Origin of the sequence: Pseudophaeobacter profundi (assembly GCF_029697505.1) — a bacterium.
In the GTDB taxonomy this organism is placed as follows: Bacteria; Pseudomonadota; Alphaproteobacteria; order Rhodobacterales; family Rhodobacteraceae; genus Pseudophaeobacter; species Pseudophaeobacter profundi.
In genome coordinates this window covers 316,049-341,378 of the sequence record NZ_JARJEF010000001.1, presented here as the reverse complement: position 1 = coordinate 341,378, position 25,330 = coordinate 316,049, and the positions used below count along the sequence as shown (strand labels likewise).

At 59.8% G+C, this 25,330-nt stretch carries 25 protein-coding genes; 16 read left to right on the top strand and 9 right to left on the bottom strand.

Annotation, left to right across the window (positions count from 1 at the left end; translation table 11 throughout):
- Positions 1–34: 34 nt before the first annotated feature.
- The 8 genes from ureG to P2081_RS01550 form a co-directional block, all read right to left on the bottom strand.
- A complete protein-coding gene (gene ureG, locus P2081_RS01585) occupies positions 35–658 on the bottom strand; it encodes an urease accessory protein UreG (RefSeq protein ID WP_278921118.1) in 624 nt (207 codons plus the stop codon).
- Positions 655–1,335, bottom strand: a complete 681-nt coding sequence (locus P2081_RS01580) for an urease accessory protein UreF (protein WP_278921117.1) — start codon at positions 1,333–1,335, stop codon at positions 655–657. Before P2081_RS01580 ends, ureG begins: the two co-directional genes overlap by 4 nt.
- On the bottom strand, positions 1,319–1,756 hold the full coding sequence (locus P2081_RS01575; RefSeq protein ID WP_232400312.1) for an urease accessory protein UreE: 438 nt from the start codon (positions 1,754–1,756) through the stop codon (positions 1,319–1,321). The genes P2081_RS01580 and P2081_RS01575 overlap by 17 nt, the downstream gene beginning before the upstream one ends.
- A 10-nt stretch (positions 1,757–1,766) precedes the next feature.
- Positions 1,767–3,479 (bottom strand): urease subunit alpha, encoded by a 1,713-nt coding sequence (gene ureC / locus P2081_RS01570; RefSeq protein ID WP_278921116.1) that lies wholly within the window; start codon positions 3,477–3,479, stop codon positions 1,767–1,769.
- A 142-nt stretch (positions 3,480–3,621) separates the two neighbouring features.
- On the bottom strand, positions 3,622–3,927 hold the full coding sequence (locus P2081_RS01565; protein ID WP_278921115.1) for an urease subunit beta: 306 nt from the start codon (positions 3,925–3,927) through the stop codon (positions 3,622–3,624).
- 13 nt (positions 3,928–3,940) lie between these two features.
- Positions 3,941–4,528, bottom strand: coding sequence for a HupE/UreJ family protein (locus tag P2081_RS01560; protein WP_278921114.1), 588 nt, complete (start codon positions 4,526–4,528; stop codon positions 3,941–3,943).
- Positions 4,529–4,551: 23 nt separating this feature from the next.
- Positions 4,552–4,854 (bottom strand): urease subunit gamma, encoded by a 303-nt coding sequence (locus tag P2081_RS01555; RefSeq protein WP_278921113.1) that lies wholly within the window; start codon positions 4,852–4,854, stop codon positions 4,552–4,554.
- 1 nt (position 4,855) lies between these two features.
- Entirely contained in the window at positions 4,856–5,656 is an 801-nt protein-coding gene (locus tag P2081_RS01550; protein WP_278921444.1) for an urease accessory protein UreD, read from the bottom strand.
- Between the two features lie 441 nt (positions 5,657–6,097).
- On the opposite strand from P2081_RS01550, the gene urtA reads away from it, so the two are divergent.
- The 11 genes from urtA (at position 6,098) to P2081_RS01495 (ending at position 19,039) form a co-directional block, all read left to right on the top strand.
- Positions 6,098–7,378: an urea ABC transporter substrate-binding protein gene (gene urtA, locus P2081_RS01545; protein ID WP_278921112.1), complete on the top strand. Its 1,281-nt coding sequence runs from the start codon at positions 6,098–6,100 to the stop codon at positions 7,376–7,378.
- Positions 7,379–7,432: 54 nt separating this feature from the next.
- On the top strand, positions 7,433–9,400 hold the full coding sequence (urtB, locus tag P2081_RS01540) for an urea ABC transporter permease subunit UrtB (protein ID WP_278921111.1): 1,968 nt from the start codon (positions 7,433–7,435) through the stop codon (positions 9,398–9,400).
- A gap of 4 nt (positions 9,401–9,404) precedes the next feature.
- Complete coding sequence (gene urtC / locus P2081_RS01535; RefSeq protein WP_278921110.1) at positions 9,405–10,637, top strand: urea ABC transporter permease subunit UrtC; 1,233 nt, start codon at positions 9,405–9,407, stop codon at positions 10,635–10,637.
- The gene (gene urtD, locus P2081_RS01530) at positions 10,634–11,374 is read left to right on the top strand and encodes an urea ABC transporter ATP-binding protein UrtD (RefSeq protein ID WP_278921109.1); all 741 of its coding nucleotides are present in this window, start codon (positions 10,634–10,636) and stop codon (positions 11,372–11,374) included. Before urtC ends, urtD begins: the two co-directional genes overlap by 4 nt.
- A gap of 3 nt (positions 11,375–11,377) precedes the next feature.
- A complete protein-coding gene (urtE, locus tag P2081_RS01525; protein WP_278921108.1) occupies positions 11,378–12,073 on the top strand; it encodes an urea ABC transporter ATP-binding subunit UrtE in 696 nt (231 codons plus the stop codon).
- Between the two features lie 299 nt (positions 12,074–12,372).
- A complete protein-coding gene (locus tag P2081_RS01520; RefSeq protein WP_278921107.1) occupies positions 12,373–13,929 on the top strand; it encodes an ABC transporter substrate-binding protein in 1,557 nt (518 codons plus the stop codon).
- Positions 13,930–14,134: 205 nt separating this feature from the next.
- The gene (locus tag P2081_RS01515) at positions 14,135–15,115 is read left to right on the top strand and encodes an ABC transporter permease (RefSeq protein ID WP_278921106.1); all 981 of its coding nucleotides are present in this window, start codon (positions 14,135–14,137) and stop codon (positions 15,113–15,115) included.
- Complete coding sequence (locus P2081_RS01510) at positions 15,112–16,056, top strand: ABC transporter permease (RefSeq protein ID WP_278921105.1); 945 nt, start codon at positions 15,112–15,114, stop codon at positions 16,054–16,056. The genes P2081_RS01515 and P2081_RS01510 overlap by 4 nt, the downstream gene beginning before the upstream one ends.
- A 5-nt stretch (positions 16,057–16,061) precedes the next feature.
- Positions 16,062–17,054, top strand: coding sequence for an ABC transporter ATP-binding protein (locus P2081_RS01505; protein WP_278921104.1), 993 nt, complete (start codon positions 16,062–16,064; stop codon positions 17,052–17,054).
- On the top strand, positions 17,051–18,073 hold the full coding sequence (locus P2081_RS01500) for an ABC transporter ATP-binding protein (protein WP_278921103.1): 1,023 nt from the start codon (positions 17,051–17,053) through the stop codon (positions 18,071–18,073). The genes P2081_RS01505 and P2081_RS01500 overlap by 4 nt, the downstream gene beginning before the upstream one ends.
- Positions 18,074–18,103: 30 nt before the next feature.
- Positions 18,104–19,039, top strand: a complete 936-nt coding sequence (locus P2081_RS01495) for a LysR family transcriptional regulator (RefSeq protein ID WP_278921102.1) — start codon at positions 18,104–18,106, stop codon at positions 19,037–19,039.
- On the opposite strand, the gene P2081_RS01490 is transcribed toward P2081_RS01495, so the two are convergent.
- On the bottom strand, positions 19,036–19,953 hold the full coding sequence (locus tag P2081_RS01490) for a LysR substrate-binding domain-containing protein (protein WP_278921101.1): 918 nt from the start codon (positions 19,951–19,953) through the stop codon (positions 19,036–19,038). The two genes, P2081_RS01495 and P2081_RS01490, sit on opposite strands and share 4 nt — an antisense overlap.
- A 135-nt stretch (positions 19,954–20,088) precedes the next feature.
- Here P2081_RS01490 and ugpB point away from each other — a divergent pair, with 135 nt between their 5' ends.
- From ugpB to P2081_RS01465, 5 genes are all read left to right on the top strand, one after another.
- A complete protein-coding gene (gene ugpB, locus P2081_RS01485; RefSeq protein ID WP_278921100.1) occupies positions 20,089–21,390 on the top strand; it encodes a sn-glycerol-3-phosphate ABC transporter substrate-binding protein UgpB in 1,302 nt (433 codons plus the stop codon).
- Between the two features lie 82 nt (positions 21,391–21,472).
- On the top strand, positions 21,473–22,354 hold the full coding sequence (gene ugpA / locus P2081_RS01480) for a sn-glycerol-3-phosphate ABC transporter permease UgpA (RefSeq protein ID WP_278921099.1): 882 nt from the start codon (positions 21,473–21,475) through the stop codon (positions 22,352–22,354).
- Complete coding sequence (gene ugpE, locus P2081_RS01475; protein ID WP_278921098.1) at positions 22,354–23,205, top strand: sn-glycerol-3-phosphate ABC transporter permease UgpE; 852 nt, start codon at positions 22,354–22,356, stop codon at positions 23,203–23,205. The genes ugpA and ugpE overlap by 1 nt, the downstream gene beginning before the upstream one ends.
- Positions 23,206–23,216: 11 nt before the next feature.
- On the top strand, positions 23,217–24,272 hold the full coding sequence (locus P2081_RS01470; RefSeq protein WP_278921097.1) for a sn-glycerol-3-phosphate import ATP-binding protein UgpC: 1,056 nt from the start codon (positions 23,217–23,219) through the stop codon (positions 24,270–24,272).
- A complete protein-coding gene (locus tag P2081_RS01465; protein ID WP_278921096.1) occupies positions 24,272–25,231 on the top strand; it encodes a glycerophosphodiester phosphodiesterase family protein in 960 nt (319 codons plus the stop codon). Before P2081_RS01470 ends, P2081_RS01465 begins: the two co-directional genes overlap by 1 nt.
- The last annotated feature ends 99 nt before the right edge of the window (positions 25,232–25,330 follow it).

The following is a 25,330-nucleotide window of genomic DNA, read 5'->3' as shown; positions in this document are numbered from 1 at the left end:
ATCCCTACCAGTTTTGTCAACAATAGGGTGGGCGCTAATCTGTGCTGGGCAGGCCACCGATTTCACGGATCCGGTTCCAGATCTGATCAACCCCGGTCCGGGCCTTGAGATTGGTGAAATAGCTGGGCAGGTCCGGCCGCATCCGGGCGGCATCGCGCGCCATGACATCCAGGCTGGCCCCGACATGGGGCGCCAGGTCTGTTTTGTTGATGACCAGAATATCTGACCGGGTCACGGCCGGCCCGCCCTTGCGGGGGATTTCCTCGCCGGCGGCCACGTCAATCACATAGATTGTCAGGTCTGCCAGCTCGGGGCTGAAGGTGGCAGACAGATTGTCGCCGCCGCTTTCGATCAGCACGATTTCAACCTCGGGGTGGCGGCTGACCATTTCCGCCACGGCCGCCAGATTGATCGAGGCATCTTCGCGGATGGCCGTGTGGGGGCAGCCACCCGTTTCAACCCCGATGATCCGATCCGAGGGCAGTACCTGCATGCGCACCAGTGCTTCGGCGTCTTCCTGGGTGTAGATGTCATTGGTGATGACCCCTATCGAATGACGCCCGCGCAGGGTTTCGGCCAGGGCGGCGGTCAGCGTGGTCTTGCCGGCACCAACCGGTCCACCGATGCCAATACGAAGGGGGCCATTGGGGCTCATCATGTGCGAAAAATCCTTGATCGTTGGGTTTCATGTTTCATTGCGGCAATATCGCCAAGAAAGGCGGTGGCCGACAGTCGCGTCAGATCACCATCCGCGCTCTGTGCCGCGATTTCGGGCAGACGCAGAGCGAGCCTGTGCAAGATCTCTTGACCTGCTGTCTGGCCAACCGGCAACAGCCGCTGGCCAGCGGCGATCAGATTGGACACAAAGGCCTGCAGATACATCGACAGGGTCAAGTCCAGTGGCAGGGCCTCGGCGGCGGCCGCCGCCCCCAGCGCAACCGGATAGGTCAGCCCAGTCGGGTTGGTCGGGCCAGGCAGGTTGGTCAGCTCGCCCCCCCAGATCGCCTGGGTTACCCTGGAAAAACTGCCACCCTGCTGGCAGGTTTCAAACAGGCGCTCTTTGCTGGCGGCAAAGGCGCGGGCGGTGGTGTCTGTTTCAATCAGGGTCTCGCGCGTTTCGGCGTGCCAGGCGGCGGCCAGCAACAGCGCATCCGAGCGCCCGGCACCATGTTCCAGCAGGTCCTCAAGCCAGTCTTGCAGGTCTCTGCCATCGCGGACCCAGCCTTGATCCACTGCCGCTTCCAGCCCATGGCTATAGGCAAAGGCCCCAACCGGATAGGCGGGGCTGAGCCATTGGCTCAGCAGCAGGATCTGGGCATTAGTGGCTGTGGCCATGGGTGCGTCCGTGCCCATAGGCACCGCCTTCGGGGCAAAAGGGGGCTTCTACCTCATGCAGGTCGGCCCCAAGTTTCTGCAACATATCGCGCAGCACATGGTCGCGCTGGATCAGCAGGCGGGTGTCTTCGATCTGGCAGGGGGTGTGGCGGTTGCCGATGTGCCAGGCCAGCCGCACCAGATCGCCAGTGACCTCTAGCAGGGCCTCGCTGGCGGGGACCACCGCGACCAGCCGCCCATCCGACAATTTGAAGGCATCGCCCCCCGAGACTGAGGTGGTCTGCGCCAGATCCACCAGGAACTGGGCACCGCTGGTGGTGGTCAGCACCTTGCGGCGCAGGAAGCGGGCGTCATAGGTCAGCGTGACCTCATCGTCGCTGTGATGACTGTGCAGAATTTCGCGGGCAGTTGGCAGTTCCATGCGGGTCTCCTCAGAACAGGAAATAGCGTTGCGCCATGGGCAGAACCTCGGCGGGCTGACAGGTGAGCAGCTCTCCATCGGCGCGCACCTCATAGGTTTCGGGATTCACCTCCATCGCCGGGGTGGCGGTGTTCAGGCGCAGATCTTTCTTGCCGATGTTACGGGTATTTTGCACCGCCAGGGTCCGTTTGGCCAATCCTAGCCTCGCGCCGATGCCAGCGGCCTGCGCCGCCTCAGACACAAAGGTGACGGCAGAGTTTTCCACCGCCCGGCCAAAGGCACCGAACATGGGGCGGGAATAGACTGGCTGTGGCGTCGGGATTGATGCGTTGGGATCGCCCATCTGTGCCATCACGATAGAGCCCCCCAGCAGCACCATTTCCGGTTTGATGCCAAAAAACGCCGGATCCCACAGCACCAGATCAGCGCGCTTGCCTTCGGTGATGCTGCCGATTTCATGGGATATCCCATGGGCAATCGCCGGGTTGATGGTATATTTGGCAATATAGCGCCGCACCCGGTAGTTGTCGTTGTTGCCGGTTTCCTCGGCCAGCCGTCCGCGCTGTTTCTTCATCTTGTCGGCGGTCTGCCAGGTGCGGATCAGCACTTCGCCCACCCGGCCCATGGCCTGGCTGTCGCTGGCGATGATGCTGAATGCGCCCATGTCGTGCAGGATATCTTCGGCGGCGATGGTTTCGCGGCGGATGCGGCTTTCGGCAAAGGCGACGTCTTCGGAAATGGATTTGTCCAGGTGGTGGCAGACCATCAGCATATCCAGATGTTCTTCCAGCGTGTTCACGGTGAAGGGCCGCGTCGGGTTGGTCGAAGAGGGCAGCACATGGTCTTCGCCGCAGATCTTGATGATGTCCGGCGCGTGGCCACCGCCGGCGCCCTCGGTGTGGAAGGCATGGATGGTGCGGCCCTTGATGGCGCCCAGGGTATGTTCGACAAAGCCGCTTTCATTCAGGGTGTCTGTATGGATCATCACCTGCACATCCATGGCGTCTGCCACCGACAGGCAGCAGTCGATGGCGGCCGGGGTTGAGCCCCAATCTTCATGCAGTTTCAAAGCGCAGGCGCCGCCCAGAACCTGCTCTTCCAGGGCGGCAGGCAGTGATGCGTTGCCCTTGCCGGCAAAGGCCAGGTTCATCGGAAACGCATCCGCCGCCTGCAACATGCGACCAAGGTGCCAGGCACCGGGGGTGCAGGTGGTGGCCAAGGTCCCATGGGCTGGCCCGGTGCCTCCGCCCAGCATGGTGGTCAGGCCGGAATGCAACGCGTCTTCGATCTGCTGCGGGCAGATGAAATGGATATGGCTGTCAAATCCCCCTGCGGTCAGGATGCGCCCCTCGCCGGCGATCACCTCGGTGCCGGGGCCAACAATGACATCAACGCCGGGCTGGGTATCAGGGTTGCCTGCCTTGCCGATCTTGGCAATGCGCCCGTCCCGCAGACCCACATCGGCCTTGTAGATGCCAGAGTGATCGACAATCAGCGCATTGGTGACCACCGTGTCCACGGCGCCAGCGGCACGGGTGGCCTGCGATTGCCCCATGCCGTCGCGGATCACCTTGCCGCCGCCGAATTTGACCTCTTCGCCATAGGGACCGGTGAGGTCACGCTCCACCTCGATGATCAGATCGGTATCGGCCAGCCGCAGCTTGTCGCCGGTGGTGGGGCCATACATGGCGGCATAATCGGCGCGGGAAATTTTTGCGGGCATCAGCTGTCTCCGATGGCATGTGTCAATTACGGGAGCCTTCTTTCGGGGCCGCAGCCCCGGATCGCGCCCGACCCGCCCCCCAGGGCGGGCGCGATTTGATCGCCCCCACCCACGGGACGGGCGCGATCCTCAGCGGATCCGTCTAGAGACCCCCCATCACCTGCCCATTAAAGCCATAAACCTTGCGCGCGCCGCTGATCGGGATCAGCTGCACTTCGCGGCGCTGGCCGGGCTCAAACCGCACGGCGGTGCCGGCCGCGATGTCCAGGCGGCAGCCATGTGCGGTGGTGCGGTCGAAGTCGAGCGCCGGATTGGCCTCGGCGAAATGATAGTGGCTGCCGACCTGCACCGGGCGGTCGCCGGTATTGGCGACCATCAGCGTCACCGCCTCGGCGCCCTCGTTCAGCACCAATTCGCCTGCGGCAGGGATGATTTCTCCGGGGATCATGGCTTTTTCCTCCTTAGCCAGCGATTATCAGCGCGGAGCCGGCAAGCGCGACCAGCCCACCCAGCGCACGGGTGACGAAGGGAGCGCGCTGCGCGATACCGAGGCCGCCCAAAACACCCGCCGCATGCAACAGCGCAGTCGCAAGCGCAAAGCCCGCCAGATAAGGCAGTGCCTCAGCACTCCCGAGTTCCGCGCCGTGCGCATGGCCATGGAATAGGCCGAACAGTGCGGTCAGACCGGCGGCAGTCATCAACGGCAGGCGCAGCGCCAGGGCGCAAAGCCCGCCCAGAACCAGCACCGAGGCCAGAATCATCGGCTCCACGAATGGCAGGCCAACACCCGCCATCGCCAGCAGGAAGCCCGCCGCCATCGCCCCGACAAAGGCAACCGGCAGCGCTGCCAAGGCGCGACGATCATTAGACCGGCCAGCCAGCGTCACCGCCCACAGGCCAACGGCGACCATGGCAAGGATATGGTCTGCGCCAAACACCGGGTGGCTCACCCCCGCAACAAAGGAGCCATGCTCGGTTGGATCCAAATGGGCCAGCGCAGGACCAGCGGTGAGGGTAAGGGCAGGGGCGAGAGCAAGCTGTCGTTTCATCTTGGGCGTCTCCAGATAGGACATTAGCGAATGGGGTTATGCACGGTCACCAGCTTGGTGCCGTCGGGAAAGGTGGCTTCGACCTGGACGTCATGGATCATCTCGGCGATGCCCTCCATGCACTGGTCTCGGCTGATGACCTCGGCGCCGGCCTCCATCATGTCAGCGACGGAACGGCCATCTCGGGCGCCCTCCACCACGGCATCGGTGATCAGGGCGATGGCCTCGGGATGGTTCAGCTTGACGCCGCGCGCCAGACGGCGGCGGGCCACTTCGGCGGCCATGGCGATCAGCAGTTTGTCTTTTTCTCGGGGGGTCAGGTTCATGTCAGATCATCCAGCATCGGGGAAGGGTGCCCTGTGTCAGGCGGTTCAAAACAGGGATCAGGCTCAGGCGCAGATCATGGGCGTCAGCGGCAAGAATGCGCAGCAGCAGCAGATCATCTCCAATCACCGAAGCACCGGCCTGCACGGGCAGCATGGCGCGCAGCGGGGCCAACTGGCCGCCGGCATCCGGGGCCACATAGATCACGGAGACCAGCGCGCGCGCCCCTGCCGCCACATGCGGGCGGTCCAGTTGCGCCTGCATGTCACCGTCAAAGCGCATGGCATCGCGGTAGAGCTCGGTGCCATTGCGGCGCAGCATAATGCGGTCATGAAAGCGCCCCTGCGTCACCACTTCGCCCATCGCCATACGGCCAAAGACCAGCGGTTCCACCAGCAGGGCGGTGGCATCCGGGGCGAGATCCACATCAAGCCGACGCGACAGGGCGCAGCCTTGGAACAGAATGGTTTCCTGCGGCAGCCAGTTTGCATGGCCACCTGCGGCAACAGTCAGTTTGGTCTGCAACCGCCCGACTTCACCGGGCTGGGCGCGATAGGCGCGCTCGGCCGTCTGTGTGGTGAGGGTCAGGGCGGCATTGGCACCGACCGCGGCGTTGATACGCATATCGTCGCCGCCAGTGATGCCGCCGGCTGTGTTGATCAGCACCGCCTCTAGCGTTGTGGTCTTGGGGCGCGGAAACAGGCACCTGAACGAGCCGGACTGGCGCAGCCCCTGCAGCGCCGTGCCCCGTGCCGTCAGTTTCGCAGACAGGCTGACCGTCCCGCGTGCGCGGGGCTGGCCCAGGTGAACCGGCTGGGCAGTTTGCTGCGATATGTCGGCAGTCAGGGTGATGCCGGTCTCCTCATGGGCAAAGTGGTGGGTTGCAATTCAGGTGCCACTTTTTTCGGCAGTTCCGGCCTGAGGCTCTACAAAAACCTGCAAAAAACAGGCCGGGAAAATCCAACTGCCTATTTTTTGGGTCTTGGGTGGGATGGATGCGCAAGTTTTGATCAATTCTGAGCATGGCATCGGGTTTCTCTGCCCTGTGCGTTGCTTCAAATGCCGCAATGCAGAAGCACTATAGAGGCCCGAGGCGAGTGGATGCTCTGGATTGGGTGTGTGACGACCAGACGAATTGCAGCTCTGAACGGCCGCCACACGGGTGCAACAAAGGTTGCGGGGACTGGGTACGGAAAGATGCGCATTGACGCAAGCACCCCCGACCCCCTCCGCCGGGAGATATACATGATTGATCTAAAAACCACATTGGCAGCCACCGCTGCTGTCGCCGCCCTGAGCGCACCGGCATTCGCCGATGACTGTTCCATCAAGGTTGGCGTCCTGCATTCGCTATCCGGGACCATGGCGATTTCCGAGACCACGCTGAAAGATACCATGTTGATGCTGATTGACCAGCAGAACGCCGCCGGTGGTGTTCTGGGCTGTGAGCTGGAAGCGGTTGTTGTCGATCCGGCCTCTGACTGGCCGCTGTTTGCCGAAAAGGCGCGTGAATTGCTGACCGTACATGATGTCGATGTGATCTTTGGCAACTGGACCAGCGTCAGCCGCAAATCGGTGCTGCCGGTGATCGAAGAGCTGAACGGCCTGCTGTTCTACCCGGTGCAATATGAGGGCGAAGAAAGCTCCAAGAACGTGTTCTACACCGGTGCGGCCCCCAACCAGCAGGCAATCCCGGCGACAGATTACTTTCTCGAAGAGCTGGGCGTTGAAAAATTCGCGCTGCTCGGCACCGATTATGTCTATCCCCGCACCACCAACAACATCCTGGAAAGCTACCTGCAGTCCAAGGGCATTGCGAGCGAAGATATCTTTGTGAACTACACTCCCTTTGGTCACTCTGACTGGTCCAAGATCGTGGCAGATGTTGTTGCGCTGGCGGCAGATGGCAAAAAGGTTGGGGTGATTTCCACCATCAATGGCGATGCCAACATCGGTTTCTACAAAGAGCTGGCCGCAGCGGGCATTTCGGCCGATGACATCCCCGTGGTTGCCTTCTCGGTGGGCGAAGAAGAGCTGTCGGGTCTGGATACCTCGAACTTGGTGGGCCATCTGGCGGCCTGGAACTACTTCCAATCGGCTGAAAGTGAGGCCAACACTGCCTTTATCGACGCCTGGAAAACCACCATGGGCGATGAGCGCGTCACCAACGACCCGATGGAGGCCCATTACATCGGCTTCAACATGTGGGTGAACGCGGTGGAAGCGGCAAAAACGGCGGATGTGGATGCGGTGCGCAGCGCCATGTATGGCCAGGAGTTCCCCAACCTGACCGGCGGCACCGCCGTGATGCTGCCCAACCACCACCTGGCCAAGCCGGTGCTGATTGGCGAAATTCAGGAAGACGGCCAGTTTGACATCATCAGCCAGACCACCGAAGTCCCCGGCGACGCCTGGACTGACTTCCTGCCCGAAAGTGCGGTCTTGATGTCCGATTGGAAAGACATTGGCTGCGGCATGTACAACACCGAAACCAAATCCTGCGTTCAGCTGAACTCCAACTACTGATCGTAACAGTCCCGCAGGGCCGTGTCTCTGCGGGACATTGAAGGCACCAGCATCATGAGAACTACCCTTTTGGCGGGCCTTATGGTCCTTCTGTCCAGCCTTGCTGCCCTTGCTCAACAGGTGCCTGAACCAGCCCCGGTGCAAAGCATCCTGCAAGAGCAAAGCGCGCTGATCCAGAAAAGCTCACGCAAGACAATTGCCCCGGCCATCGCCGCCCTGGCCGAGAGCGGCTTGCCCCAGGCCCAGGCGGTGCTGGAGGCCTGGCAGGTTAAGGCCCTGTGGATGCGCATATCTGACGGGATGTTCTTTCGCGGCGAAAAGCTGGAAGGCCAAACCTATCGCCTGTTTGATTTTGATACCGGGCAGGCGGTTGGTGATGTGGCCAAATCGGACCTGAAACAGATCAAACCCAACAGCGGCATTCGGGCGCTGATCGCCACCGCGCTGGTGCAGTTTCAGCTATCAGACCCGGATCCTTCCCGCCGCGAGGAGGCGCTGCTGGCGATTGAACGCGCCCCCGCTGGTGCGCTGCTGGCGCCGCTGCGCGCCTCGATCCCGGGCGAGACAGACCCGGTGCTGAAGGTGCGAAAGATGCGCATCGAGCAGCTGTTGACTATCGCCCATGGCACGGATGAGGCCCGCCGCGTTGCCACTATTCAATCCCTCTCCGGGGATCTGGGGCTGGACGTCCGGGCGACGCTCAACCCGCTGGTTTCGACCCAGCTGCGGGCCTTTGCAGGCGACATCCCGGCGGGTTTGAACGTCGCGCGCAGGGTGGCGCCGGGGGCGGGCGCGTTGTCGCCGGATGCGGCCTATGACCTTCTGGTTGCTGCCAAACTGGCCCCGGCGCGTCTCTCCAGCGATGAGATCCGCACGACGCTGGCTGCCCATATCGAAGGTGGCCGGGTCGGAGGTGTTCCGCTGGCGCAGCTAAACAAGGAAGACGCCCGTACACGCGCTTATGCTGCGCTGGTCGAGGCCGGGCAGGCCCCGGCGCGGGTCAGCGCTGAGCAAATTACCCAGAGCCTGAACGCGCATGTGTTTGCCGAAATCTACGATGAACCCTCGGCGGTCATGACCCATGCTGCGCAGGCGGCGCTCACTTCCATTGCCACCCAGGTGGCCGTTGGTCAGGCGGTAGATCTGACCCTGGATGCGCTGTCGCTGGCCTCGATCTATTTCCTCGCCGCCATTGGCCTTGCCATCACCTTTGGGGTGATGGGGGTGATCAATATGGCGCATGGCGAATTCATCATGATGGGGGCCTATACCGGCTATGTGGTGCAGCAGGTGATCCCCAACCATACGGTGTCGATCCTGGTGGCGGTGCCGCTGGCCTTTGCGGTGACCTTTGCCGCCGGAGTGGCGATGGAGCGGCTGGTCATTCGCTGGCTGTATAACCGCCCGCTTGAGACCCTGCTGGCCACCTTTGGCATCTCGATTGCGCTGCAACAGCTGGCTAAGAACATCTTTGGCACCCAGGCGCGCCCGCTGACCGCACCGGGCTGGCTGGATGGCGCCTGGATCATCAACGATGTGGTCTCGATCAGCTATATTCGCATCGCGATCTTCATGCTGGCGCTGATCTTTCTTGGCGTGTTCCTGTTCATTATGCGCCGCACCCGGCTGGGGCTGGAAACCCGTGCGGTGACGCAGAACCGGGCCATGGCCGGGTCCATGGGGATCAACCCGGAGCGGGTGAATATGCTCACTTTTGGCCTGGGGTCCGGTATTGCCGGTATCGCAGGCGTCGCCATCGGGCTGTTTGCCAAGGTCACCTCAGAGCTTGGCTCTGACTACATCGTGCAGAGCTTCATGACCGTGGTTGTCGGCGGCGTTGGCAATATCTGGGGCACCCTGGCAGGGGCCACCATGATTGGCTTTTTCCAAAAGGGCGTCGAGTGGCTGAACCCGTCGAACACCCTGGCGGCACAGACCTATATGATCGTCTTTATCATCGTCTTCATTCAATTTCGCCCACGAGGGATCATCGCCCTCAAAGGCCGGGCGGCAGGAGACTGAACCCATGTCCGACACATTCCTTACACGAAACCCGTCGACGCTGGTGTTTCTGGCGGTGCTGGCGCTGTTTGTGCTGTCGGTGACCCTGTTGGCCGAAGGCGCAGGCGTCGGGGTGATCTCGACCAGTTTTGTCAAAACACTGGGCAAGACGCTGTGCCTGGCGCTGGTGGCGCTGGCGATGGATCTGGTCTGGGGCTACACGGGCATCCTGTCGCTGGGCCATTTTGCCTTCTTTGGCCTTGGCGGCTATATGATCGGCATGTGGCTGATGTATGCGCGCACGCAGGCGATTGTTGTCTCGTCGCTGTCTGAGGCACCGATCCCCGCAACCGATAGCGAAATTGTCGATGCCATTGGCAATCAGATCTTTGGCGTGGTCGGATCCAGCGAGTTTCCCCTGATCTGGATGTTTGCGGACAGTCTGCTGCTGCAGCTGATGCTGGTGGTGGCGGTTCCGGGTGTGCTGGCGCTGGTCTTTGGCTGGCTGGCCTTCCGCTCGCGGGTGACGGGCGTTTACCTGTCGATCCTGACCCAGGCGATGACACTGGGGCTGGCGCTCTATCTGTTTCAAAACGACAGTGGCTTGCGCGGCAACAACGGGCTGTCGGGGCTGCAGAACCTGCCAGGCATGGATCATGTGCCACAGGCGACCCTGTCGATCTGGTTCTTCTGGGCCTCGGCTGCGGCGCTGGCGCTGGGCTATCTGTTTGCGGCCTGGATTGTGGCGGGCAAGTTTGGCTCGGTGCTGCGCGGCATTCGCGACAACGAGGCCCGCGTGCGCTTTCTTGGCTACTCGGTCGAGGGCTACAAGCTGTTCATCTTTACCGTCACGGCCATTATCGCAGGTATCGCCGGGGCGCTCTATTATCCGCAGGCGGGGATTATCAACCCGGCGGAGATTGCCCCGGTGGCCTCGATCTATCTGGCGGTCTGGGTGGCCATTGGTGGGCGCGGGCGGCTGTACGGGGCGGTGATCGGCGCCATCTTTGTCAGCCTGGTGTCCTCTTGGTTTACTGGCGGCCAGGCCCCGGATCTGGACCTTGGCTTTTACACTCTGAAATGGGTGGATTGGTGGCTGATTGTGCTGGGGCTGAGCTTTGTTCTGGTGACGCTTTTTGCGCCGCGTGGCATTGGCGGGCTGGTGGATCTGTGGAGCGACCGCCGCCAGCCCGACCGCCACGGTGCCGATCTGGGGCCGGGTGCGGGCGCACTGCGCGAAAAGGAGGCCGAGCAATGAGCATGCTTCTGGAAGTCTCGGGTGTCTCCGTCAGCTTTGATGGGTTCAAGGCGATCAACAACCTCAGCTTTGCTATTGGTCAGGCGGAAATGCGGGCGATCATCGGCCCCAATGGCGCGGGCAAGACCACCTTTATGGATATCGTCACCGGCAAGACCAAACCGGACGCGGGCCGGGTGATCTGGGGTGAACGAAATATTTCTCTCTTGGGGATGAGCGAAGCGCGCATCGCCCGCGAGGGCGTGGGGCGCAAGTTCCAGAAACCCACAGTGTTTGAGGATCAGACGGTGCTGGAAAACCTGCTGATGGCGCTGCGCTCAAACCGCAGTCCTTTTGCGGTGATGTTCTATCGCGCCACCGCCGCCGATCTGGCGCGGGTAGATGAGCTGGCCAGTGAGATTGGCCTGGCAGAGGCGCTGGGGCGCAAATCCGGCGAGCTGAGCCATGGCCAGAAACAGTGGCTGGAAATCGGCATGCTACTGGCACAAGAGCCGCGTCTGTTGCTGGTGGATGAACCCGCAGCTGGCATGACCCCGGCCGAGCGTGAGCACACCACCGCCATTCTGGTCGAGGCCGCCAAGACCCGCGCGGTTGTGGTGGTGGAACATGACATGGAGTTTGTGCGCAGGCTGGATTGCCGCGTCACGGTGCTGCACGAGGGGGCGGTTCTGGCTGAAGGTTCCCTGGATCACGTGACTGCAAACAGCCAGGTCATTGACGTTTATCTGGGGCGCTGACAGATGCTGACACTTGACGATTTCACCCTGCACTATGGTCATTCGCAAATCCTGCATGGCGTCTCGCTTGCAGCCAAGGCAGGGGCTGTGACCTGCGTGATGGGCACCAATGGGGTGGGCAAAACCAGCCTGATCCGGGCGATCTGCGGCCAGCATCTGCGCTCGGGCGGGCGCATGGTTCTGGACGGTGAAGAGCTGCCGGTGATGGCCGCGCACAGGCTGGCGCAAAAGGGCGTCGCCGTGGTGCCACAGGGGCGCGAAATCTTTCCGCAACTCACCGTGCGCGAAAACATGGAAACCGGCTTTTCCTGCCTGCCCAAATCGGAACACCATATCCCGGATGAGGTGTTTGATTTGTTCCCGGTGCTGAAGGATTTTATCGACCGGCGCGGCGGTGATCTGTCGGGCGGGCAACAGCAGCAGCTGGCCATTGCGCGGGCGCTGATCACCCGGCCCAAACTCCTGCTGCTGGATGAGCCAACCGAGGGCATTCAGCCCAATGTCATCCAGCAGATCGGCGAGGTCATCCGCCTGCTGCGTGGCCGTGGCGAGATGGCGATTGTACTGGTCGAACAGTATTTTGATTTTGCCTATGATCTGGCAGATTACATCGTGGTGTTGCGCCGGGGCGAGGTGATCTTTGACGGTGCCAGGGCCGATAGTCCGCGCGCCGAAGTGCTGCCGCTGGTCTCTGTATAGGGTCATATTTGGCGGCGCTGCCCTAGGCGTCGCAGGGTAAACTTGGGCATGTTTGAGCGCGCCGCCACAGGGCAGGGCGGTGCTGCAGTTTGGGGCGTCTTTTCGAAAGTGACCATATTACAGCGGCTTGCAGGCGTTCTGCGGGGCGTTGTTTTTGTTTATGCGCGGATCGTTATCCGCTCTATTCCTGATTTGCATGGGCAATTTGAAATTGGCATTGGCCGCTGGTCGGCGCGATGCATTAGGTAGCTTGCACAGATGTATAAGGGGGCCACCAAGGTCCCTGACAAGGAGGGAAAATGAATAATTTTATCCGCATCGCTGCGGCTGGCGTGATGTCGCTCACCTTTGGTGCAGTGGCGCAGGCCGAAGTCACGGTGAAGGTTGCCTATGACGCCGACCCGGTGTCTTTGGACCCGCATGAGCAACTGTCCGGCGGCACGCTGCAGTTTTCGCATATGGCCTTTGACCCGCTGGTTCGCTGGACCCAGGACCTGCAGTTTGAACCCCGCCTGGCCACCAGCTGGGAACAGATCGACGCGACCACCACCCGTTTCCATCTGCGCGAAGGTGTGAGCTTTCATTCCGGCAACATGCTGACTGCGGCCGATGTCGACTGGACCTTTGACCGCCTGAAAGAAAGCCCCGATTTCAAGGGCATCTTCAGCCTGTTCACCGATGTGAAGGTGGTTGACGATCACACCTTTGACCTGATCACCTCGGAACCCTATCCGCTGGTGCTGCACACCGCGACCTATATCTTCCCCATGGACAGCCAGTTCTATTCCGGCACCACCGAAGACGGCAAGGATCGCGCCGAGCTGGTAAAGCACGGCGACAGCTTTGCCTCGCGCAATGTCTCCGGCACCGGCCCCTTTGTTGTGACCGAGCGTGAGCAGGGCGTGAAAATGGTCTTTGACCGTTTTGATGGCTACTGGGACACCGAAACCGCCGGGAACGTTGACCAGATCATCCTGACTCCGATCAAGGAAAGCCCCACCCGTGTGGCCGCCCTGCTGTCCGGTGACGTTGATTTCATCGCCCCCGTGCCCCCCACCGATCTGGCCCGCGTTGACGAAAACGAAGGCACCAATCTGATCACAATGCCCGGCACCCGGATCATCACGTTCCAGATGAACCAGAACCGTGTCGAAGCGCTGAAAGATGCCCGTGTCCGCAAGGCCATCGACTATGCCGTCAACAATGCCGGTATCGTGGATCGCATCATGCGTGGCTTTGGCACGGTTGGCGCCCAGGCAAGCCCGGCTGGCTATCTTGGTCACAGCGCTGATCTGACGCCGCGTTTTGACGTTGCAAAAGCCAAGGAACTGATGGCTGAAGCTGGCTATGCCGACGGGTTTGAGCTGACCATGATGGCACCAAACAATCGCTATGTGAACGATGACAAGATCGCGCAGGCGGTTGCCTCGATGCTGGCAAAAATCAACATCAAGGTTGACCTGCAGACCATGCCAAAGGCCCAGTACTGGCCCGCCTTTGACGAGCGCGCAGCAGACATGATGATGATCGGCTGGCATTCGGATACCGAAGATTCGGCAAACTTCCACCAGTTCCTGAGCCACTGCCCAGATGAGGCAACCGGCAATGGTCAGTATAATTCGGGCAACTTCTGCAACCCGGAAGCCGATAAGCTGATGGCCCAGGCCAATGCTGAAACCGATGCCGACAAGCGCGCAGCCCTGCTGACGCAGATGGAAACCATCCTCTATGACGAGGCGGCTTTCATTCCGCTGCACTGGCAGAACCTGGCTTGGGGTGCCCGTAAAGGTGTCCATGCCGAAGCCATCGTGAACGCGCTGAACTTCCCTTACTTTGGTGACCTCGTCGTCGACTAAGGGGCGTCCTCGCTTGCGGCCGGAGCGGGTCATGTCTGACCCGCTCCGGCTCTTATTTTCTGCAAAGCCTTGAGGGGTGTGCTTCCCGCGCTGGGGAGGGCAGATCCGGCACCCGCCAAGATCCATTGCTGAAATCGGCCGCAGGCCATCTCTCTCTTCTCTACTCCCCCAGGCCCATTTACTTGCCCCAGGAAGGTGTAAAAGCATGTTTGCTTACCTTGTGAAACGCGTGTTTCAAGCGATCGCGGTGATGTTCGTCATCTCGCTGATCGGTTTTGCCATTCAGGACAATCTCGGCGATCCGCTGCGCGAGCTTGTCGGACAATCCGTCAGCGAAGAAGTCAGACAGGAGCTGCGCGATGAGCTGGGGCTGAATGACAGTTTTGTTACCCAGTATCTGCGCTTTGCGGGGAATGCCCTGCAGGGAGATCTGGGCACCAGCTATTTCTTCAAGGAACCCGCGTTGGATGTGATCCTGAAGAAACTGCCCGCCACGATGGAGCTGGTCTTTGGCGCCACCATCATCATTGTCGGCCTGTCGATCCCGGTGGGCGTTTATACCGCCATCTATCCCAACACGATCCTGAGCCGCCTGGTCATGGGGATTTCGATCATTGGCATTTCGGTGCCGGTGTTCCTGACCGCGATCCTGATGATCTTTGTCTTTTCCGTTGAATACGGCTGGTTCCCCTCTTACGGGCGCGGCGATGTGGTACATGTCTTTGGCCCCTGGGAGACCAATTTTGCCACCGTGGATGGCTGGATGCATATCCTGCTGCCCTCTATCGCGCTGGCCTCTATCATGTTGCCGCTGTTTGTCCGCCTGATCCGGGCGGAAATGATGGAAGTGCTGCAGAGCGAATATGTCAAATACGCCAAAGCCAAGGGCATCCGGCCCTGGCGGATCTATTTTGTCCATGCGCTGAAGAACACGCTTTTGCCGGTGATCACCGTGGGCGGCGTGCAGATTGGCACCATGGTGGCCTATACGATCCTGACTGAAACCGTGTTTCAGTGGCCGGGCATGGGCTTTATGTTCCTGGAGGCTGTGAACCGCGTCGATACCCCATTGATCGTGGCCTATCTGATCGTGGTTGGCTTTATCTTTGTTGTCACCAATACAATCGTTGATCTGATCTACGGGCTGGTCAATCCCACCGTCAATCTTGCGAGGATGGGCGCATGAGCAGCCTGAGCACCAATTCCGAACCCAGCCGTTGGTCGCAGATCTGGAATTCCAACATCGGCTATAGCTTCCGGAAAAATCCGGTTGCCATCGTGTCGCTGGTGATTTTCCTGGTCATCGCGGTCATGTCATTCTGCGCGCCGCTGATCGCGCCGTTTGATCCCTATGATCCGGGGCAGATCGACATCATGAACAGCGAATACCCGCCGCTCTGGGTTGATGGCGCTGATGCGCAGTTCATGCTGGGCACCGACGATCAGGGCCGCGATCTGTGGTCCACCATTCTCTATGGTACACGGCTGTCGCTGTTGATCGGCATCTGTGCCGTGGGGCTGCAGGCCATCCTGGGGATCTCGATCGGGCTGATCGCTGGCTATGTTGGCGGCCGGATTGACAGCCTGCTGATGCGGATGGCCGATATCCAGCTGTCCTTTTCCACCCTGATGGTGGCGATCATCTTTCTGGCGGTAACCCAGGCGATGTTTGGATCTGAAACCTTCAACCAATATGCGATCTATTTCCTGATCGCGGTGATTGGCGTGGCCGAGTGGCCGCAATATGCCCGCACCGTGCGCGCCACCGTTCTGGCCGAGAAAAAGAAGGAATATGTCGACAGTGCCCGGGTGCTGGGCTTTGGCCCGATGCGCATCATGGTGCGCCATATCCTGCCCAATTCGCTGTCACCAATCTTTGTGATCTCCACCGTGCAGGTGGCCAATGCGATCATTTCCGAGGCCTCGCTGTCGTTTCTGGGCTTGGGCATGCCGCCCAGCCAGCCGTCGCTGGGGTCGCTGATCTCATCGGGGTTTGACTATATCTTTTCGGGAAGCTGGTGGATCACCGCCATTCCCGGCATCGTGCTGGTGGTTCTGGTGCTGGTGATCAATCTGTTGGGCGACTGGCTACGCGATGCCCTGAACCCCAAACTGTATAAGGGATAAGCACAATGTCTTTGCTTTCCGTGCGCGATCTCAGCGTGAAATTTGCCATGCGCGACAATACCGTCACCGCCCTCAACCAGATCAGCTTTGATCTGGCCAAGGGGGAACGCCTTGGCATCGTTGGGGAATCCGGTGCTGGTAAATCCATTACCGGTTTTGCCCTGATGAACCTGCTCAGCCGCCCTGGTTTTGTGGATAGTGGCAAGATCCTGTTTCAGGGCGATGATATTGCCCAGATGTCGGATGCCCAGATGCGCCGCATTCGTGGCAACCAGATGGCGATGATCTTTCAGGATCCCATGGTCACGCTGAATCCGGTTCTGACCATTGGCCAGCAGATGGTGGAAACCCTGATGGCCCATCGCAAGCTGAGCAAATCCGAGGCCGAGCAGATCGCCATCGTCAAGCTGCGCGAGGTCTATATCCCCTCGCCGGCAGAACGGCTGAATCAATATCCGCATGAACTCTCTGGTGGGATGCGGCAGCGGATTATCATCGCGATTGCCCTGCTGCTGGACCCGCAGCTGATCATCGCGGATGAACCCACCACGGCACTGGATGTGACCATTCAGGCTGACATCATGGAACTCTTGCTGGAGCTGTGCGAAACCAACAAGGTTGGCCTGATTTTGATTACCCACGATCTGGGCGTGGTCAGCCAGATGACCGAACGCACACTGGTTATGTATGCCGGGCGCATCATCGAGGCCGGGCGCACGCGGGAAATTATCAATGACCCGCAGCACCCCTATACCCAGGGGCTGATCAATGCGCTGCCGCAACAGACGGCACCGGGCCAGCGGCTGAAGCAGATTCCGGGCAATATGCCCTCGCTGACCGCCATTCCCAATGGCTGCCCCTTTAGCCCGCGCTGTGAATATGTGCAGGACCACTGCCGCACCGAGGCGCCCAAAACTGTGCAATACACCCATGTCGAAGTGGCCTGCCACGAGGTCCACCGCCTGCATAGCGACAAAGCCGAGGAGATGAACCGATGACTGCGCCTCAGCCCTTGTTGGACATTCGCAATCTTGAAAAACGGTTTGAACTGGATCGCGGGTTTCTGGAAACCCTGAAACTGCGCGGCGGCAAGCTGGTGCAGGAAAAGCGCGAAGTGCATGCCGTCAACGATATTTCGCTGCAGGTCGCCCCGGGAGAGGCGCTTTGTGTGGTGGGCGAAAGCGGCTGTGGCAAATCCACGGTTGCGCGGCTGATCGCTGGCCTTTTGACGCCGAGCAGTGGGGAAATCCACTACGGCGGCGAACGCATCGACAATCGCTCGCGCCGGGCCATGATGCCGCTGCGCAAAAAGATGCAGATGATCTTTCAAAACCCCTATGCATCGCTGAACCCGCGCATGACCATCCAGCAGGCGCTGGAAGAACCGGTGCGCTACCACAACCCAAACCTGTCGCAGGGCGAGATCCGCGACAAGGTGGCGGATGTGATGCGCGCAGTTGGCGTCGATCCCAGCTGGGGCGGACGTTACCCGCATGAATTTTCTGGTGGTCAGCGCCAGCGGATCGCCATTGCGCGCGCCCTGACGGTGGACCCGGAATTCATCATCGCGGATGAACCGATTTCGGCACTGGATGTGTCGATCCAGGCGCAGGTGCTGAATCTGATGCTAGAGGCCAAGGAAGAGCGCGGCCTTACCTATCTGTTCATTACTCATGATCTGAGCGTGGTGCAGCACTTTGGCACCAAGGTGGCAGTGCTTTATCTTGGGTCGGTCTGTGAACTGTCTGACACCGCAACCCTGTTTGAAAATCCGAAACACCCCTATACGCGGGCCTTGTTGTCGGCGGTGCCGCAGTTGAAGGATGATCACCCCAATCATATCCGCCTACGTGGAGAGATCCCGACGCCGATCAACCTGCCCCCGGGCTGCCCGTTTGAAAGCCGCTGCGCCCATGCCAACAGCCGCTGCCAAAGTGAACAGCCCCGTCCGCAACTGCAACCTGATGGCGCGCTGGTTGCCTGCCATGCGGTTGAAGAGGGGCGCCTGGACGGGTAACCTCGGCCAGGTTGTGATTGGATTGACACAGTGGACATAGCCTGGCTCCGAGATTTTGAGGCTTTGGTCGCGCAGAAGAATTTCTCGCGCGCGGCCGAAGACCGTAATGTTAGCCAACCGGCCTTTTCTCGGCGCATTCGTGCGCTGGAGGAAGAGTTCGGCGTCAAGCTGATCAATCGTCAGACCCTGCCGCTGTCACTGACCCCGGCAGGAGAGGTGTTTCTGGCACAGTCCCGCGTCATGCTGCGCACCTATGACGAAACGCTGGAACGCTGCCAGATCATTGATGCGGCAGGCGAAAACGTTATTCGCTTTGCCACGTCACAGTCACTTTATATGACGCATTACAAAACTCATATCGCCCCCTTGGTCACCGAGGGCGGTCTAGAGATCGACCTGAATTCCACAGGCTGGGCCGCGGATCAGTTTGTGTCGGCCCTGCAGCAGCGCTATTGCGATGTGATCCTGACCTATTGGCACCCGGCGATGGATGCCCTGGCGCCGCTGGAACTGGGAAACTGCGAGTATATTACCCTGACCACAGACCGATTGGTGCCAGTGTCCAAGACCGGCGCGGACGGGCCGCTGTACCGGCTGGAGAGCGGCAGCAAAAAGCCGGTCTCGCTGCTGTCCTATGGCACGGTGTCGGCGCTGCGCCCGGTGGTGGACTACGCCCTGCGGCTGGATCCTGCGGGGCCAAAGATTCTGGTGGTCAACCAAAGCGCCCTGGCCAGTTCAGTCAAGGCGATGGTGATGGAGGGGTTCGGCCTGGGCTGGCTGCCACATAAGCTGTGCAAAACAGAGCTGTCCGACGGGCGGATGCAGATCGTGGGCGGGCAGGGCTATCAGCAGGATCTACAGGTCCGGTTGTACCGCGACAAGGATAACAGCAAGCCCAGCCTGAACAAGCTTTGGGATGATATGCAGGCCCATTCACAAGAGGATCGACAGGTGGCCGATCGCTAGCTGTGTTGCTGCGGCGGCGGTTCTACGGCGTAGGGCTGCAGACTTTCCAGAAAGGTATCGACAAAATCCAGCGAGAGCAGCGAACGGCTGCCAGAGGCAGGCCGCAGGATTGACAGCCAGTGAGAGATCTCCGGCTCAAAGGGGCGCATCTCAAAGCCCTGTGACTTGAAATGATCCGCATCCAGGGCGCTGACCACCGACACCCCCTGGCCCTGGGCCACCATGATGCAGGCCGTAGAAAACTGCCGCACCTCGACCCAGGAATTCAGCAAGACACCATAGTCAGAAAACGCCTGCGACAGGCTGTTGAAAAACGGGCTGCCCTTGCGGGTGTGGATGATCTTTTCATCCACCAGATCCAGCGGCGACACTGTTCCCTGTTTTGACAACCGATGGCCGCGTGGGAAGATACAGACGGTTTTGACAGCAATATCAATATGTTCAACCGCCGGATGACCGGAAAACCCATCTGTTATACCACAGTCATATTGCTCTCCTATGATCCACTCAAGGATCCGCTCCGGGCGGTCCGGCTCAAGTGTGAGGTTTACCCCCGGACGCTGTTGGAGGAACTGAGCAAGAAGTTGCGGCAAGTGGGAACTTGCAAAACCCGGCAGGCAAGCAATACGCAGATGGCCGGCCGTCCGATCCGTCAAGTCCCGGTTGAGCTCTTCCAGATGGCGCAGGCTGTCAAAGACCCGGCCAACCTCTGACAACAGATAGCGGGCTTCGCTGGTGGGAATCAGCATGCCATCCTTGCGGCGAAACAACTCAATCGCGACAGAATTGGAAAAGTCCGACAAGAGCCGACTGGTGGCTGGTTGCGAAATGCCCAGTGTTTTTGCCGCCCGCGTGACCGATCCGGTTTGTGCAACGGCCTGAAAGGCTTCCAACTGTCTCAGCTTGAATTTCAATGGCTTAGCCCCGGTTTTGCATGGAATTCGCAGCACTTCATAACATTGTGTTATGCGAAATGTCAAAAAACTTTCACTTGCATTATATTATCTTCTGCTCATTCTTTGGGCATCAAATGAACGGGGAAAACTCATATGTCTATCAAATCACTTTTGTGCACATCGGCCATGCTGGCGACCACCGTGTCGATGGCCTACGCCGAAACCGAGGTTCAGTGGTGGCACGCCATGGGCGGTGCCAATGGCGAACGCGTCAACAAGATCGCCGAAGATTTCAACGCTACGCAGAGCGACTACAAGGTCGTTCCTGTCTACAAGGGCAACTATACCGAAACCATGACCGCCGCGATTGCGGCTTTCCGCGCCAAAGAGCACCCGCAGATCGTGCAGGTTTTTGAAGTTGGCACCGCCACCATGATGGCCGCCAAGGGTGCGATCTATCCAGTTGAACAACTGATGAAAGACGCCGGCGAGCCCTTTGATGGTGACGCCTTCCTGCCTGCGGTTGTGTCCTACTATGAAACCCCTGAAGGTGAGCTGCTGTCGATGCCTTTCAACAGCTCGACCCCGGTCATGTGGTACAACAAAGACGCGCTGGACGCGGCTGGTGCATCGATTCCAGAAACCTGGGATGATGTGAAGGTTGCGGCGCAAAAACTGGTCGACAACGGCATGGAATGCGGTGTGTCCTTTGGCTGGCAGTCCTGGGTCATGATCGAGAACTTCTCGGCTTGGCACAACATGGAAATGGGCACCAAGGAAAACGGCTTTGCCGGTTTCGACACTGAGCTCAGCTTTAACACCCCTGCGGTTGCGGCCCGTTTGGACGACATTGCCTCGATGACCGAAGGCAACCTGTTCAAATATGGCGGTCGTCGCGGTGACAGCCTGCCAATGTTCACCAATGGCGAATGCGGCATGTGGATGAACTCTTCCGCCTATTACGGTTCGATGAAAGAGCAGGCCGATTTTGAATTTGGTCAGACCATGCTGCCGCTGGATACCGCCCTGGCGGATGCACCGCAAAACTCTGTTATCGGTGGCGCAACCCTCTGGGTTCTGGCCGGTCATGAGGACGAAGAATACAAGGGCACCGCACAGTTCCTGAGCTATCTGTCTTCGCCAGAAGTACAGGCCTGGTGGCACCAGGAAACCGGCTATGTGCCAATCACCACAGCGGCCTATGAGCTGTCCAAGGAGCAGGGTTTCTATGATGCAAACCCCGGCACCGACACCGCCATCAAACAGCTGAGCCTGAACACACCAACGCCAAACAGCCGTGGTCTGCGCTTTGGTAACTTTGTGCAGGTGCGTGACGTGATCAACGAAGAGCTGGAAGCGCTCTGGGCTGGTGACAAGACCGCGACTGAAGCACTGGATGCAGCGGTCGAGCGCGGCAACACCCTGCTGCGTAAATTCGAACGCTCAGTGAAATAAGCCACCCTTACATGATGTGAACCATGCCGCCTGTCTTTGGCGGCATGGTTTCGTTTTACACGCGGCACGAACGGGGCACTACATGCTGAAACGCGTCCACTTTCCTTCCTCTCCCTTGCCATATCTGCTGGTCGCACCGCAGCTGGCCATCACCCTGGTCTTTTTCATCTGGCCCGCCAGCCAGGCCATGTACCAGTCGTTCCTGATCGAAGATGCCTTTGGGCTTGGGTCTGAATTTGTCTGGTTTGAAAACTTCGAGGCCCTCTGGGCGGATCAGCACTATCTGGATGCCTTTCTGCGCACGGCGGTGTTTTCGCTCTTGGTGGCGGCGCTGTCGATGGGCGTGGCCCTGCTTCTGGCGGGGTTTGCGCAACGGGTGGTGCGCGGTGCCATGTTCTACCGGACCCTGTTGATCTGGCCCTATGCGGTGGCACCGGTTCTGGCAGGTGCGCTTTGGGTGTTCATGTTCAACCCAACGCTGGGGATCTTTCCCTACTTCCTCGATTTTTTTGGCATTGACTGGAATCATTACCTGAATGGCAATCAGGCCATGGCGCTGGTTATTCTGGCGGCGGCCTGGAAACAGGTTGCCTATAACTTTTTGTTCTATCTGGCAGCGATGCAGTCGATCCCCAACAGTGTGATCGAAGCCGCCGCCATTGATGGGGCCGGGCCGGGGCGCCGGTTCTTTTCGATCATTCTGCCGCTGATCTCGCCGACGACGTTCTTCCTGCTGGTGATCAATATGGTCTACGCCTTTTTTGAGACCTTCGGGATCATCCATGCGGTGACCCAGGGGGGGCCAGGGTCCTCGACCACCATTCTGGTCTACAAGGTGTTCAATGACGGTTTTGTCGGGCTCGACCTTGGCGGCTCTGCGGCGCAGTCGGTGGTCCTGATGGTGCTGGTGATTGCCATGACCATTGTCCAATTCCGCTATGTTGAAAGAAAGGTGGAATACTGATGGTTGAAAATCGACCTCTCACCGCGATCCTGACCCATTTCATGCTGGTGCTGGGGGTGATCGCCATCGCCTTGCCGATCTGGATCACCTTTGTTGCCGCCACCCATGATGCGGCACGCATGACCCAGGTGCCGCTGCCGCTCTGGCCGGGGACGCACCTGTGGGACAACCTGAAACAGACGCTGTTTGGCTCTGGCCTCAGCGGCACCGAAGGGGCACCGGTCTGGCTGATGCTGTTCAACAGCCTGGCCATGGCGATGATGATTTCGCTGGGCAAGATCGCCATTTCGCTGCTCTCGGCCTTTGCCATTGTCTATTTCCGCTTTCCCTTCCGCATGACCTGCTTCTGGATGATCTTCATCACCCTGATGCTGCCGGTAGAGGTGCGGATCCTGCCGACCTTCGAGGTGGTTGCCAATCTGGGAATGCTGAACAGCTATTGGGGGCTATCGATCCCGCTGATTGCCTCGGCCACCGCGACATTCATGTTCCGCCAGGTCTTTCTGACGGTTCCGGATGAAATGCTGGAAAGTGCCCGTATTGACGGGGCAGGGCCGATGCGGTTCTTCTTTGACATCCTGCTGCCGCTGTCGCGCACCAATATCGCGGCGCTGTTTGTGATCCTCTTCATCTTTGGCTGGAACCAATACCTTTGGCCGCTGCTGATCACCACCGATACCTCGATGACCACCATCGTCATGTCGATCAAGCAGATGCTGGAGGCAGCCGAGCAAAGCCCACAATGGAATATCATCATGACGACCGCGCTTTTGGCGATGATCCCGCCAATCTTTGTCGTCATCTCGATGCAAAAGCTCTTTGTGCAGGGCTTGACGGAAACCGATAAATAGGACGCCCCTCAATGGCTGAAATCAAACTGACCGACCTGACCAAATCCTACGGTCCCACTGAAGTGCTGCACCATGTCGAGGGCGAGATCAACGATGGCGAATTCATCGTCATCGTTGGCCCCTCGGGCTGCGGTAAATCCACCCTGCTGCGCATGGTGGCGGGGCTGGAGACCGTCACCTCTGGCGAGATCGCCATTGCGGGGCGCCGGGTGAATGAGCTGGAACCATCCGCGCGTGATATCGCCATGGTGTTCCAGAACTACGCGCTTTATCCGCATATGAGCGTGCGGGAAAACATGGCCTATGGTCTGAAGATCCGCAAACTTTCCAAGGCCGAAATCAACAAACGGGTGGAAGAGGCGGCGGATATTCTGGAAATCCATCAATACCTTGACCGCAAGCCGCGGCAATTGTCTGGCGGTCAGCGCCAGCGGGTGGCTATGGGGCGGGCGATTGTGCGCGACCCGCAGGTGTTCCTGTTTGACGAACCCCTGTCAAACCTGGATGCCAAACTGCGGGTGCAGATGCGGCTGGAAATCCGCAAGCTACAGCAGCGTCTGGGGGTGACCTCGATCTATGTGACCCATGATCAAGTCGAGGCGATGACCCTGGGTGACCGCCTGATGGTGCTGAACGGCGGCTATGTGGAACAGTTCGGCACCCCGATTGAACTCTATGATCGTCCTGCTTCGGTCTTTGTGGCCGGCTTCATTGGCAGCCCGGCGATGAATTTCCTGCCCGCCACCGCCGAAGAAGATGGCCTGTTGCTGCCCTCGGGCATCAAACTTGTCGCGGGCCTGGCGCAGCGCGGGCAGGTTTTGTTGGGTATGCGCCCGGAACACCTGATCCCGGATGCGGCCGGCCCGATTGCGATTGAGGTCGAGATGGTCGAACAGCTGGGGGCAAATACCCTGCTGCACGGCACGCTGAGCGGCACGGATCATGCCATGGTTGCCTCGGTCTCTGGTCATGTCAGCGCCGAAATGGGCACGGTACACCGCTTTGCGGTGACGCCAGAGCTGCTGCATCTGTTCGATCCTGAAACTCAAAAGCGATTGGAGGCCTGATGCGCTATCCCCAGCTTGCGGCTTTTTCGCGTCAGGAGGGCATCATTCGCGTGGTGGGCCACCGGGGCGCGCGCGGGGTCATGCCGGAAAACACCATGGAGGGGTTTGACTTTACCCTGAGCTGCGGCGTGCGCCTGTTGGAATTCGACGTGGTGGTCACCCGCGACACTGTGCCAGTGATCACCCATAATCACCGGCTGACGCGTTCTATTGTGCGCGATGCGGCAGGGCAATGGCTGCGTGGTGATGAACCCAAAGTGGCGGATCTGGACTGGGCAGATCTGGCCCAGTTGGATGTGGGGGGACTGGATGGCAACAGTGACTATGGCCAGCACTTTCCGGATCAGGCCTTTCTGTATGGCGCACATATCCCGCGTCTGCGCGATCTATGCGCGCGGGTTGCCCAGCCGGGATATCAGGATGTACATCTGATGCTTGAGATCAAGTCAGACCCGGCCGAGCTGAAAGACGCGGCAGCGCGCGTCAGGGTAGTGGACGCTGTGGTGCAAGAGGTGCGTGCCTTTGACCTGGCAGAGCGGACTTTGATGCATAGCTTTGACTGGTCGCTCTTGGCGGAATGCGCCCGGCTTGCGCCGGAAATTCCGACCTCTTTCCTGACCCAGTTGCCGCAGAATGTCGCCGATGCCGTCGATGCCGATGAAGACAGTGCCATGCCGGACTGCCCGGATTTGACGGCTCCGGGGATCAGCCCGCCTGATCTGGTTGCCAAGGCGGGCGGGGCGCTGTGGTGTCCCCATTATCTGGATGTGACTGCGGCGGATGTGCGCCGTGCGCAGGCGCTAGGGCTGCTTGTCGCTGTCTGGACGGTGAACGAGGTGGCGGATATCGATCGGATGATCGCCCAGGGCGTTGATGCGATCATTTCGGACTATCCCGGCCGGGTACAGCGTAGGCTCTTGGCGCATGGGGTGGGGTGGGGCGCAGGGCCTGCGGTCTGATCCTGCAGCGTTTTGCGGTCTGCGTGGGGTATCAAGCACCGCATAACACTTTGAAATCGTTTACTGCAAATCCGCGTTCGCCAAGGTGGATGTGGTGCG